This is a genomic window from Amphritea sp. (assembly GCF_048266285.1).
In the GTDB taxonomy this organism is placed as follows: domain Bacteria; phylum Pseudomonadota; class Gammaproteobacteria; order Pseudomonadales; family Balneatricaceae; genus Amphritea.
In genome coordinates this window covers 1-13293 of sequence record NZ_JBLWZV010000026.1, presented here as the reverse complement: position 1 = coordinate 13293, position 13293 = coordinate 1, and the positions used below count along the sequence as shown (strand labels likewise).

The following is a 13293-nucleotide window of genomic DNA, read 5'->3' as shown; positions in this document are numbered from 1 at the left end:
ACATATTAAAGAACACTCAACATGTTTCTATATCTTTCGAATCGAGTACACTAAGTAAAAATGACCAAGACATAAACGTTATAAGTCACCATAAATTAAAGACATAACAGGGATAGCCGCACGCTAAAGTAAATAACAGGAACATGACATGGCTCGATATTCTCGTAGCGCTTTATTATCAATGATCCAACTATCTCAGGATTCAGCTATACCCAAGTTTCGTCAACTTGGGACACAATTACGCGAAGCGATTCTTTCCGGCCAATTGAAAACGGGCACACAGCTACCTTCAACTCGTGAATTAGCAACGACCTTGAGCGTCTCTCGCCTGACCGTGCAAAACACTTATGAGCAACTGATCGCAGAAGGTTATCTTGAAGCAAAAACAGGCTCAGGAACCTTTGTTGCACACTTAAACTCCTGCGACCTCTCTCCCGACCAACCTAACATCACTCCCGTCAACAGCGATAAAAAACTGCGGGGCCGAATATCAGATCGGGGACGGGCGCTACAGCCCCGCGATAAGATAGTCCATCACCAAACGCCTCGACCATTCCATCCAGGAACACCCGCCCTAGATCAGTTTCCAATTCAAACCTGGACGCGAATATCCGGTAAGCACTGGCGTCGGGCTCGCAGCCACATGCTCAACTATGGCGATCCGCGTGGATACTTACCTTTACGTCAAGAGATCGCTGCTTACTTGCGCGATGCCCGTGGGGTGAACTGTGATGAAGAACAAGTACTGGTCGTCAGTGGTGCACAACAAGCGTTCTGCCTCTGTACATGGGCGCTAATGGATGAGGGTGATAGCGCTTGGGTTGAAGACCCGGGTCATATCGCCGCCCGCCAAGTAATGCAAGGTGCCGGAGCGCGTATAGTACCGGTCCCCTTAGACCATGAAGGTATCGATATAAAAGCAGGCTTGAGCCTCGAAGCCCAGCCTAAAATGATTATGGTGACTCCTTCTCACCAACACCCACTTGGCATAACAACCAGTCTCTCCCGTCGATTAGAGTTACTACAACTGGCTTATAAGACAGGTGCATGGCTAATTGAAGATGACTACGATAGTGAGTTTCGCTTTAAAGACCGCCCATTAACCGCCATGCAAGGTCTAGATGAATACAACCACGTAATATATATAGGTACCTTTAGTAAAGTACTGTTTCCTTCACTCAGGCTGGCATACCTCGTTGTACCCAAACCTCTGATTGAAAGCTTTGCTAACGTTTACAGCTTACTCGACCGGGCCGCACCAACCATGCCCCAAGCGATTCTGGCTGACGTTATCAGTGAAGGTTACTTCACTGCTCATATACGCAAGATGCGCAACCTCTACTTTGAACGCCAACAGGCGTTGCTCGACGTTTTAGAGCAATACTGCCAGGGTCTAATAAAACCAGCCCCCTCAAATTCAGGTATGCACCTAATAGGCTGGCTGCCAGAGCATCTCGACGACCGCGCTGTAAGTATCCGCGCTAGAGAATTTGGCGTCGATGTCATTCCTTTATCAATCTACTGCGTAAACAGCATTCAACCACCAGGGCTGCTCATTGGTTTCAGCTGCGTGGACCCGGAATCGATGCCCGCAGCAGCCTCCCTTTTAGCAGACGCCATTCGAAGTATGCTATAGCCGAACCGACACATTAGGTGTCGGCACTACCCTACATGCTCAGACAAAGCGGCCTTATGACAATCTATTTATTGGACATTTAAGCTAACCGCTATTCTCCTTAATCTAGATTCACAGTAAGTCCCAGTGGGACCACTTAATCAACCTATTTGACAATAAGATCAAAGGATACAAAGCCCATGACTAGTGGTGTATTTTTTGCGTTACTTAGCCTATTAGCAGCAGGCTTTAGCGACGTAGTCTTCAAGAAGTATTGTGGAAAAGAACGTTCCCGGGGCATGTATATCTGTGGTATTGGCATTATCTGGACAATGTTACAGCTAACGATGTTCGTGGTTAATGACCAAGCAATCATATTGAATGAAGCCACATTGTATTACGGCATTGCAGCAGGTATCGCCGTTGCTTTAGCCAATATTCTGTTATTGGAAAGCCTTACGCATTTGGATGTCAGTCTCGGGTCTACTATCTACCGTCTAAATACCATTGGCGTGGTTGTGTTTTCATTTATCTTCCTCAGTGAGTCTCTCGGCTGGATGAAAGGTGCGGGGGTTCTGTGCGGCGTTATTGGCGTCTTAATTCTCTATAAACGTAACAAACATGTTTCTCTTGATGAGGCGGCAAGCATGGCGCGAGTATTCCTCGTAGTCGCAATGCTAGCAGCTATCGTTCGTGCAAGTTATGGCGTTATCTCCAAAGCCGGAATATCTGAAGGTGCTCAGCCTGCCACGATGATGCTGATCTCTTCAATTTGCTGGATCATCGGCGGCTTTCTTTATGCCTTAATACGAGAAAAGCGTGTCCGTATCTCCCTAGATAAATTGCGTTACTCTGCTTTATCCGGGGTACTCATTTTTATGATCGTCAACTTCCTTATCGCCGCCTTAGAGCGGGGAGAGGCCAGCGTACTGGTTCCTATCGCCAATATGAGCTTTATTGTTGCGATGGCGGTTTCTGTGATGATGAAAATGGAACATATAACCAAACGCAAACTAGCAGCTGTCGGTTGCGCTGCTTTCTCAATTTTTCTTCTAGCGCAGTCTGGCGTTTGATTAATCATAGGCGGGAAAACTTATGCTAATTGCACAAATTACCGATTTTCATGTCGGACGTATCATTGAAACCACTGCAGGCCCAATTGACCTATATCATCGCCTACTAGAAGCAGTCGACCACATTAACGCTCTAGATGCGCAACCTGATTTAGTTGTCATCACCGGCGACATATCCAACCACGGAAGAGAAGAGGATTATATTCGTACGAAAGCAGCACTTGATACTCTAAAAATGCCATACCTGATCGTTCCGGGAAACCATGATCACCGCCAGCGGGTTCGAGATATATTTTCTGATCACGGCTATCTGCAGAGCAATAGTAACTTTCTTAACTACACGATCGAAGAATTGCCATTAAGATTGATTGCATTAGATACTCTCGATCCAGGTCAGCATCACGGTCTACTTTGTAATGAACGATTACAGTGGCTAGAACAAACCCTAAGTGAACAACCGAACAAACCAACTTTAATATTTATGCACCACCCTCCTGCGCCAGTTCAATATCCTTATATGGATGCGATGAATTGCAAAAATGGCGATAAGATGAAGCAGATAATCGAACAACACCGACAAGTAAAAGCCATAGCCTGTGGGCACTTGCATCGTGACGCCACGGTAAATTGGGCGGATACCTTACTATTTGTCACCGGTAGTTCAGCGTTTTCCTACGATCTATTAATGGATGAAGTACCCGATATCGATCCAGTATTTGAACCTGGTATCTGCAGACTCTTTTACTGGTCTGAGAACACGGGACTGGTTTCGCATCTAACATTTATTGGTGATTACCCCGGTGGAGTCACCGAAGGTGTGCCAACGCCGCCAAAAAGCACCCCTTAATGTTCACGGTTCGGTCCTAGTTCTGACTCCCGTCACTAGGATCTATGGATGGGCACCTTACCATCCACTTAAGGGAAACGTTCCCTAGCCTGCGCCTAACGCAGGCTTTTTTTTGTATAAATCACGGCACTCAATGTCGGGTTTAGGATTTAATAAAGAGAAAGTGAACAGCCGCTAACAGCAGTTACATAAGTAACGATATCTGCCAGATGTCATAAAACCCTTCGGCTTTATATAGCTGCCCATCTAAAAACGTAACGAATAACGCTTAAAACCACATCTATTAATCAGCAACTGATTCAATCGATGGCGGCAATCACTGATATTTCGACTAATAACTCAGGGCTAGCCATTGATGCTTGAACACAAGCTCTCGCCGGTGCATGGCCTGCGGGAATCCAGCTATCCCATACCGCATTCATCTCTGCAAACAGTGCCATATCTTTAATATAGATGGTTGCTGATAAGATTTTTTCCGCGCTACTACCTACCGATATCAATAGATCATCGACTTTCTTCAGCATTGTTTGTGTTTGCACCGTAATCCCTGCACTGCGATCTTCTGTAACCTGGCCGCATAAGTAAGCCGTATTATTATGAACCACAATTTTACTCATACGGGTTGCAGTTTGGTGGCGTTCAATCGTCATAATTTTAAATCTCAACTTTTCAATTTTATTAATTTGTATAAGTGGTTTATGGCTAGTTTGAATCAGTTTGGTTCAAACTAGCCAGTTCGCCTAATGTCACCGGTTTTATCGGAAAACGAATAGTGTAATAACCCACTTGTGCCGGGGTTTTATCCAACTCATCGGCCAGCAGTGCGGCAACCGCTGAACCACACTGACGCCCTTGACAAGGCCCCATACCGGAGCGACAAAACGCTTTAGTCTGGTTAGGCCCGATACAGCCTTTTTTAGCAAGGCCGCGAATTTCAGCAGCGCTTATCTCTTCGCAACGACACACAATCGTTTCACCTTGCGGCCGCAGAAACATATCCAAAGGACGGTAAAGATGATCTAAAAACGGACGGATGGCCAGTTGGTCTGCTAATTCGACTCGTAATTGTGTAATTCGGCTAACAACGTTTTTCGTGTGATTTAATTGTTTCGCTATTTCATTCGCAACAATACGACCTTGAATCTCTGCCACGATAGCCCCACCAATTCCGCCTGAGTCACCTGCTACAAAAATATCAGGACGATTACTACTGCCGTTTTCAGAAAGTGCCGGTTTCCAGCACTGCTGGATGTCATCCCACTGATGCGTTAACCCAAGCGCCCGGCCTAATTGAGTATTAGGAATGACACCTTGGTGTACCAATAGAGTCCGGCAATCTACTTGATGTCGAGTTTTCCCTTTACCAAAGCTAATGGATTTAAGGTTACCATCACTGTCAGCTTCAGCACTTAGCTCCTTTGCATACTTATAATATTTCACACCACTAGCGCGGATCTCCTTAAGCATTCGCATGCCTTTCAGAAGATACCGCCAACCTTTTACCGCGCCTTTTATCTCCTTCAGCGCCCTCTTGTAGTTACTGATAGGGGTTGTATCAACGATCGCAGCAAGGCTAACCCCTGCCCTGATCAACTGACAAGCAATCAACAATAATAACGGACCACTGCCCGCTATCACCAGCGGACCCGCTGGTGTCAGACCCGATGATTTCAATAGTATTTGAGCGGCACCACAGGTCATTACACCGGGTAAAGTCCAACCAGAAAATGGCACTGGACGTTCTTGCGCTCCGGTCGCTAACAGCAACTTATTAAAACGAACCTGACGAGTTTCACCGGCCACGGAGAAGTATAAAGTATGATTGGCGACTTCCCAGACCGTCGCATTGGCAATATGAGTGATCAATGTATGAGCCAATCCAGCTAGCAGCGACTCACCAACATAATAATCCTGACCAAGAATAGAACGATTCTGTAATATTGGTTGGCCAATATTTCTGTATATTTGTCCACCTGCACCTGATTGCTCATCCACTATCAGTGTTTTGAGCCCAGCCACAGCAGCCTCATGAGCACCAGCCATTCCCGCCGGTCCCGCGCCAATAATCACTAAATCGTATTGCTGCTCAACTGTCATCGAGTTTCTCCAAATAGTTCTCGAGTACCTTGTTGAATAGTAATTACCATCCCCTCATGCACTTCTGTCATACAAGCCTGAGTATTGGGTTTTCCATTGATATTCATCAGACATTCAAAACACACGCCCATCATGCAATAGGGAGCTCGACTGGCATCACTCACCGGTGTTTTGCGGGTGGGTCTAAGGCCCGCATGCAATACTGCTGCAGCAACACTTTCCCCCTCGAGGGCAGTCACTTTTTGTCCCTCAACAATAATCTCAACTTCTGCCCTTTCATTACAAGGCAAACGTTTAAAGCTTAAATCTGCTGCCATGAAACTTCTCCAAATCTAAAGCAGGCTCAACACCAGTAGCAATCCAGTCCGCAATTGGTCCAGCATGAGCGGCAGCAAGGGTCACGCCACTATGGCAGGTAACCAGGTATGCTCCGGGATATTGCTCGGATTGTTGGTAAATAGGACTCCCATCTGGCGTCATAATACGCAGAGCACCCCAAGAGCGAATCAAGTTCACCTCTCTCAACAAAGGAAACATGGTTACTGCACGGTGGGCAATCTGTGCTAGCACATCAGTTGTCGTTCCTGTATCGAAACCAACATCCTCCTTTGAATCGCCGCACTGTACGGTACCTTCAACTGTCTGACGAACATGCCCGGTAGGATAATTTAAAAAGGGCCGCACCCGCTCAGCAATCAAAACTTGGCCTCGGTTTGGCACAACTGGGGCGTCAATACCCACCATTGGCCCCAGATCCTTATTACCCAAGCCCGCCGCCAAAACCACTTTATTGCAACTAAAATCACCCTGTTGAGTTTTTAGAACAAACTGCCCTTGTTGCGGCTTAATGCTATTCACCTGACCAGCATTGACCAACTCACCACCCAGTGATTCAAACCGATTGACCAAAGCACGCATTAAATAAAGTGGGTTGACATGTCCATCTTCCGGCCCCCATGTAGCCCCAGCAATCGTAGGTCCAATATCAGGCATCATCTCGCGCAATTGCTGCAGATCAAGCACCTCAAAGGGGTAACCCTCGGCATGCTCTGCAGCCATAGTTTGTAACATCTGTTTCCGACTCTGTAATTCAGATTCTGTTAAACAGACAAATAAGCCTCCCCGTTGCTGTAATTGAATGTCAATCCCAGTATGCTGTGTCAAATCCTCTGCTAAGTCAGACCAAAGCTTGGCTGATAGGCGAGTCATTTGCGCATATTCAGGTAGGTTATCTCCCTTCCCCTGCACCCAAACTAAGCCGAAATTGCCTCGTGATGCGCGTAAAGCAAGATCGCCCTCATCGAACACCGTAACCTGTCGCCCCTGCCGTTGTATGCCTAACGCTACACACAAACCAACAAGGCCTCCACCAATGACAGCTATATCAGAGTTCCTACGGTTATCCCGCACACTCTCCGTCATATGTTTTCTCCAGAAAAAGAGGTTTTCAATTAAAAGACCGGCTAGACGAATACCTAGCCGGTAAAACAGTATTATTCAGCTAATGCTGCTTTGAGAATTTTTTCAGCCCACTCTTTACCAATATCATTAACAATGACAGGCCATACATTCTGTTTAACTTTTTCAGCAGCGGCAGCCATCTGCTCAGGAGAAACTGGGACGATTGTGGCGCCAGCCTCTTGCAAACGTTGCTCATTAGCTTTCTGATCTGCTTCTGCAGTCGCCCAACGACGGTTTTCAAACACCATGGCAGCCTTACCTAAAGCCTCTTGCTGATCCCCATCTAAATCATGAAAGCGTTCTTCGTTAATCAGCAGATACCACACCTCAAAGTGAGTGTTGATCGGTACATAGTATTTAGTGACATCACGGAAAGACGCGTAGTACCCCTCTGCACCCGAGCCAATTACACCATCGACAACTCCTGTCTGTACTGCAGTAAAAGCCTCTGAAAACGGTAATGGTGAGGCGATATAGCCTAAATTATCGGCCAACAGCTGGAAAACCTTGATCGGCGGGACTCGTACTTTCGCGGCTTTACTAACATCGGCATCAGCGGCGCCTTCAACTGCCTGGTTTAAAGCGATACCACCAAAATAAACAGGCCAAGCACCCAGCACCTTAATTCCTTGTTCTTTATAAAGGCCTGATACAGTCTTACGCATCACTGAATTCGGACCAAATTTCTTTTGTGCATCGGCCCAATTTTGAGCCATGTATGGCAGAGAAACGACTTGCAGACGCTTATCGACACTAGAAGCGATAGGCTGAACCGCCATATCAATGGCTCCCAATCCCACACGCTCCTGAACAACAGTATAATCACCTAGGGCATTTGCCGGATATAGCTTTACTTTCAATTTACCATCGGTTGCAGCTTTCACCGCTTCGGCAAATTGGGTAGCATCTTTATCAATTGCTGTGCCCTGCGGCCGCACATGAGAGAGCTTCAATGTTGCAGCTTCAGCAACGCCAAGAGTCGCAAGTGATAGAGACGCGGCAAGTAATAGCTTTTTAGATAGTGCAGTCAACATAACTTTCCTCATTTTTTTGTTTTTGTCCTAATGGACGGTTTTTTAAACTTCAATATTCAGCTAGTTAGTAACCGAGCATTGTCGGAATAAACTCCGACAGTTCAGGCCAGACCAGCACCATAGCTACCACCGGTAGATAACCAAATAGTAATAAAATCATGGCGGGCTTAATCACTTCGGTGAACTTCACCTTGCCGATACGTGCACCGAGATAAAGAATGCTGGCATACGGTGGAGTCACGCCACCCATCGCAGTCGTCACTCCCATAATGGCTGCAAACTGTATAGGACTTACCCCCAATGCATTCATCAGAGGCATCAGCAGTGGCGCTGTCAAAATGATCGCAGTGATATCGTTTACCACCATGCCGATAGCAAATAGAAATAGCGTCACCAATATCAGCAATAATGTTTTGTCCTGAGTGATATCAAAAATCGACTCAACCAGCGCTTGAGGAATATCCTCCATCACGAAAATTTGACTCAGCATCAAGCTAAACAAAATCATGATTAGGATTGCCCCAACGGCCGTCGCCGACTCTTTACCGGCTTCAAGAAACGCCTTCCAAGTCAGTCCTTTATAAATCATAAACCCAACGGGTAAGGCATAGATTACAGCCACTGCCGCGGCTTCTGTTGGCGTCATGATGCCACCATAAATACCGCCAAGAATAATCACCGGCATCAACAACGCTGGCGTGGCATAAACTGTATTATTTCCGGCTAATTTAAGGGTTTCACTAAAAGAGACTTTCTCATCCAATATCAAAGGGAACTTACGTGCCATAACCAAGTTAACGATGGCAAAGTTAAGCATAATCAAAATCCCAGGCCCCAGTGTTGCCAAAAAGCTTGCTAAGATTGATGTTTCTGTAACCCAGCCATAGACGATCATTGTGACGCTAGGTGGAATCAATAACCCAAGTATCGAAGAGTTCGCAATCAATGCCGTAGCATAAGCCCGAGGATATCCTTTACGCTCCATCTCTGGGATCAGTAGAGGGCCAATCGCTGCAATACCGGTCAACCCACTACCGGATATCGCCCCAATAATGGCGCAACTGATCGATGCCACAACACCTAAGCCACCGCGCACTCTCCCCACAAAAACGTTGACAAATTTAAGCAAGCTTGCCGCTATACCGCTAACACTCATAATCGTACCGGCAAACACAAATAGAGGAATTGCCAGTAATACGGGATTGGTAAGCTGACTAAATCCCCATAACATCATCCCTTTAAATGTTGCCTCACCAATGAGAGTCATCACCATTAAACCTGCGCCAAAACAATATGGCAGGGGGACGCCAAGGCTAAGTAAAATAATCAATACAGCAAATGCTAATAGTGCTACTTCAACCATTGTTACGATCCTCCTGCGGTGCCAGCAACTCGAATTCATCAAGCTCACTCGTATGAGGATGCTCATGATCGATTAACTTATCGTTTTCAACTCCTCCTGCGAATAGACGCCGAATGTGCCTGCAAAGATGCAGCAGTACATAGAATGTCATCAGCAACAAACCGATAAACAACGCTGATTCATAGATAAGTGTTGGCAAATAGAGTGTCGGCGTCTCTTTTGAAACCCGCATCGCATATTTGAAATAATCCCAAGCCCAATATGTCAACCAGCTTGATATGACAAAACTAATGGACTCAGAAATGATGAGTAAAACATGACGTGCCCGCTCCGTTTTGAGGAATATTTCCAAAACATTCGCACGAATTTGAGTATCTTCTCGAGAAGCATTGACTGCCCCAAGAATGTAAAGCCATAAAGTCGGAATAACTGCTATCTCTTCCAGTCCCATAATTGGGGTTTCGAAAACATAACGCGTTACCACCTGTACAAATTGCATACCTGCAACCGTACTTATCAATACCGCCAAGATATACTTAAACAGTGTCTCCATAATTATTATCTCTATGTTGGAGCCTATGACTCGTGCCTCTGGAAAAGCACCCTTAATGTTGAAATCACATAATCTCCAATCAATGATATAATATCAAATACCAATTAACTGACACTTGATAACATAATGTTATATTCTGTAACTTAATTAAAAGGGGGTTATCTATGGCTAAATTGAGCTTCAGACAGGTCGAAGCGTTCCGAGCGGTTATGATTGCAGGCACCACCACCGGAGCGGCAGAGATGCTTTACATTTCTCAGCCCGCGGTGAGTCGCCTGCTTGGTGATTTTGAAGACTCAGTTAAAGTGCCCTTATTTGAGCGGCAGAAAAAAAGATTGGTGCCTACACCCGAAGCACAGATTTTGTTTGATGAAATAGAACGTTCATTCATCGGTATTGAAAAGCTGGCAAGAACCGCCGAAGAACTAAGAGCATTTAACCGAGGGACACTGCGGATCGCTTGCATGCCAGCTCTAGCTCATGAGTTCGTGCCACGAATATCACAAGAATTTATGGAATTAAATCAAGGGATTTCAATGACTCTGCAGGTTCGCGGCTCGGAACAAGTAGCAAACTGGATATCTACCCAACATTTCGATATTGGCCTATCTGCCAGCGGCGTTTTAGACCCCGCAATAAAAACGGAACCCCTTGCTCGCAGCAAATTAGTTTGCATATTACCGCCAGGCCACCGCCTTAAAAATAAAGCATGTATAGAACCACACGACTTAGAAGATGAGATATTTATATCATTAGGAACAGAACAAAGCGTTCGCTATAAGGTGGACGATGTTTTTGAGCAGGCTGGAGTTAACAGAAAGATGTTACTTGATACCCAGGTATCGCATATCGCTTGTACCTATGTACTTGCAGGTTCAGGAGTTTCACTAGTGGATCCAGTCACAGCCATAAGCTTTATCAAACAAGGCCTAGTGGTTAAACCCTTTACTCACTTTGTACCCTTCAATTACAACCTAACCTATCCCGCTGCGCGCCCAGTATCACAATTAGCATTGGATTTTAGTAAGCTATTAAAAACACGCATAAAAGAGCTCTCTGATAACTCAAACAATCTGTTCAAACTTGCATAAAAGCAGCTTGTTAAGCATCAATCAATAAACAACCTCAGTAGACCGTTTCTACCGGGATCCATGGATATTACACCACAGTTAAAACGTCAAAAGCAGCCATCGCGCCAGACGATACAACACTTCGATCTGATAGGGGGGGGAGACTAAATGATCGTACTTACTAACTATGATCAACACTTTGCAAGGGGTAGACCCTGCTTCTAGACTCCACTGCATATCAAATTTTTCAGCAACTCGTAATGGTAGAAACTGCTGTGCCCTAACCTCTTCCGCAACATAAAGATGAGACACCTCAATTTATTGTTTAGGTGTGGGAAATGAAGCCTAGCTGGCCGCTTTTGCGAACCGGTGAGACTGTCATTTCTTCAGGTCACTTTAATTTCTTAATTAACGCCTGCTGGCTTTTTTTTCGACTGGCTTATTTCATCTCGTTTTTTTAATTGAACCATTTCTGCATTCAATAATTCATGCTGAATTTTTAGCTCCTGACAACTTGTTAAATGCTCAAGCTTAAGTTGTTCAATTAAGACCTGCCGCTCTTTTATTTCTACCAGGTGCCTCTCCTCACCTACGGCAATCTCTTTTGACTTATCACTTAATAATTTTCGCTGTTGTTTAAGCTGTTGTTCAAAATCCTTTCTTTGTGTCTCGATCTCTTCCCTCATGCCTTGTAGTTGATCACGAAGCACTTCAACCTGATCTGTTAGTTTATCTTGTTGTGCTAAGAGCCTTTTATTCTCACTCTTCTCATGCTCGTGTAGGTCTTCGAATTTTTCCAGCTGACTAACTTTCGCTATGCGACTCATAAGCGATTCATTTAATGTCCGACACTCTTTAGCAGATTGATCCAACTCGGTCTTTAATTGAGTTTCACGGGCTTCGTACCTACTTCTAAGCAGAGTCTGCTCAGACATTAATGAGTCCAAACGTTGATTTTCTGCTGCACGAGAAACTTCATTGCTCTTAATCGTTTCCTGAAGCTGTGCTTGTATATCACGAACACTCTCCTGAGACATAACTAAGCGTGAGCCTAGATCCGCAGACGATGCCCTCTCATTTTTTAAAAGAGCCTTCATTTTATCAAGTTCCCCTACTAACTTATCATTTTTCAAGGAAATCTTAGCTATTTCTTCCTGTGCTTTTGCTTCACGCTCTAAAGCATTAGATTCAACTTTTAACGCTTCATCCATTCTATCTTGCGCTACTTTATTAGCCGATTCTAAAGACATCACCCATAACCTCTGAATCATTTCATATAATTCATCAGGGATCCCTGGCCGAGTATCATTTAATTCAAGCTCATTGGAAATATCCAACCAAAATTCGTCAAGAGCTTGGCTAATTGTGGTATTACTTGAATTCTTATTAAGCTCTTTTTTTACATTATTTTGAGAAGGTCTTATGCCTTTTTTTAACAAACTCCTTGCTACAATTTTAATTTCATCTCGAGAAGAAAGCCCTTCATATTTCATAATTATCATCCTACATATACATACACCTTTATTATTTACAAACACAATAATAAATTCAAAATAACATTATGCAAGAAAAAATTAAAAAATATAACAAAAATCTAGCAATATATTTACATCATTACTAATAAAATCCATAACCACTTATTAAAAATATTATAAAAACATGCCTTGAATAATTTATAAAACCATCAAAAGTCTATCATCCATAGTTAATCATAAATCATGACTATTCAATTAATAATCGAAGAATAAATTATCATTTAACATCATACACGTGTATATCACTGCAGTGTTATTTAACATCAAGCACAGTGTTAAATAACACCCAACTCTAAGACTTTCAACATAAAAACAGACCTTCATGTGAAAATCTGGCTATTAATAAGTCTTAACTAGCGGGAATATAAATTATCACTAGTTAAGAAATCAATTACATATTCACTCAAAAAATCACATAAACGAAAGGCTGCTGATAAGGATAAATGAGTTTTTGACGACATACTTGCAAGCCATCACGAATCCGATAGGCACGAATAACATCCTACATGGGTACACATGTAGGATGTTAAAATACTTAATATGCAGTGTTAATGTAAGCGTTGACTGCTCACACGTTGCTTGAAAATAAGTGAGATGCGAAGTTCCCATTTAAAAATAGATGGGAACGTAACATGCATAAATCCA

The 13293-nt window shown here is 44.1% G+C and carries 12 protein-coding genes; 4 read left to right on the top strand and 8 right to left on the bottom strand.

The window, feature by feature from the left end; translation table 11 throughout:
- Window positions 1–148 precede the first annotated feature (148 nt).
- The 3 genes from ACN0T0_RS18325 to ACN0T0_RS18315 all read left to right on the top strand — a co-directional run bounded on the left by ACN0T0_RS18325 (window position 149) and on the right by ACN0T0_RS18315 (window position 3535).
- Window positions 149–1636, top strand: a complete 1488-nt coding sequence (locus tag ACN0T0_RS18325; RefSeq protein ID WP_417228182.1) for a PLP-dependent aminotransferase family protein — start codon at window positions 149–151, stop codon at window positions 1634–1636.
- Window positions 1637–1815: 179 nt separating this feature from the next.
- The gene (locus ACN0T0_RS18320) at window positions 1816–2688 is read left to right on the top strand and encodes an EamA family transporter (RefSeq protein ID WP_417228181.1); all 873 of its coding nucleotides are present in this window, start codon (window positions 1816–1818) and stop codon (window positions 2686–2688) included.
- Window positions 2689–2710: 22 nt separating this feature from the next.
- Entirely contained in the window at window positions 2711–3535 is an 825-nt protein-coding gene (locus tag ACN0T0_RS18315) for a phosphodiesterase (protein WP_417228180.1), read from the top strand.
- A 299-nt stretch (window positions 3536–3834) separates the two neighbouring features.
- Here ACN0T0_RS18315 and ACN0T0_RS18310 read toward each other — a convergent pair whose 3' ends face one another.
- The 7 genes from ACN0T0_RS18310 to ACN0T0_RS18280 form a co-directional block, all read right to left on the bottom strand.
- Window positions 3835–4185, bottom strand: coding sequence for a RidA family protein (locus ACN0T0_RS18310; protein WP_417228179.1), 351 nt, complete (start codon window positions 4183–4185; stop codon window positions 3835–3837).
- Window positions 4186–4237: 52 nt separating this feature from the next.
- Entirely contained in the window at window positions 4238–5632 is a 1395-nt protein-coding gene (locus ACN0T0_RS18305; RefSeq protein WP_417228178.1) for an NAD(P)/FAD-dependent oxidoreductase, read from the bottom strand.
- Window positions 5629–5949: a (2Fe-2S)-binding protein gene (locus ACN0T0_RS18300; protein ID WP_417228177.1), complete on the bottom strand. Its 321-nt coding sequence runs from the start codon at window positions 5947–5949 to the stop codon at window positions 5629–5631. Before ACN0T0_RS18300 ends, ACN0T0_RS18305 begins: the two co-directional genes overlap by 4 nt.
- Window positions 5927–7054 (bottom strand): NAD(P)/FAD-dependent oxidoreductase, encoded by a 1128-nt coding sequence (locus tag ACN0T0_RS18295; RefSeq protein ID WP_417228176.1) that lies wholly within the window; start codon window positions 7052–7054, stop codon window positions 5927–5929. Before ACN0T0_RS18295 ends, ACN0T0_RS18300 begins: the two co-directional genes overlap by 23 nt.
- A gap of 71 nt (window positions 7055–7125) precedes the next feature.
- On the bottom strand, window positions 7126–8127 hold the full coding sequence (gene dctP, locus ACN0T0_RS18290) for a TRAP transporter substrate-binding protein DctP (RefSeq protein WP_417228175.1): 1002 nt from the start codon (window positions 8125–8127) through the stop codon (window positions 7126–7128).
- A gap of 64 nt (window positions 8128–8191) precedes the next feature.
- Window positions 8192–9490 carry a TRAP transporter large permease gene (locus ACN0T0_RS18285; RefSeq protein WP_417228174.1) on the bottom strand — a complete coding sequence of 433 codons (1299 nt, stop codon included), beginning with the start codon at window positions 9488–9490 and terminating at the stop codon, window positions 8192–8194.
- A complete protein-coding gene (locus tag ACN0T0_RS18280) occupies window positions 9483–10043 on the bottom strand; it encodes a TRAP transporter small permease (protein ID WP_417228173.1) in 561 nt (186 codons plus the stop codon). Before ACN0T0_RS18280 ends, ACN0T0_RS18285 begins: the two co-directional genes overlap by 8 nt.
- 164 nt (window positions 10044–10207) lie before the next feature.
- On the opposite strand from ACN0T0_RS18280, the gene ACN0T0_RS18275 reads away from it, so the two are divergent.
- A complete protein-coding gene (locus tag ACN0T0_RS18275) occupies window positions 10208–11134 on the top strand; it encodes a LysR substrate-binding domain-containing protein (RefSeq protein ID WP_417228172.1) in 927 nt (308 codons plus the stop codon).
- Between the two features lie 383 nt (window positions 11135–11517).
- Here the strand turns inward: ACN0T0_RS18275 and ACN0T0_RS18270 are convergent, their stop codons facing one another.
- A complete protein-coding gene (locus ACN0T0_RS18270; RefSeq protein ID WP_417228171.1) occupies window positions 11518–12606 on the bottom strand; it encodes a DNA-binding protein in 1089 nt (362 codons plus the stop codon).
- Between the last annotated feature and the right edge of the window lie 687 nt (window positions 12607–13293).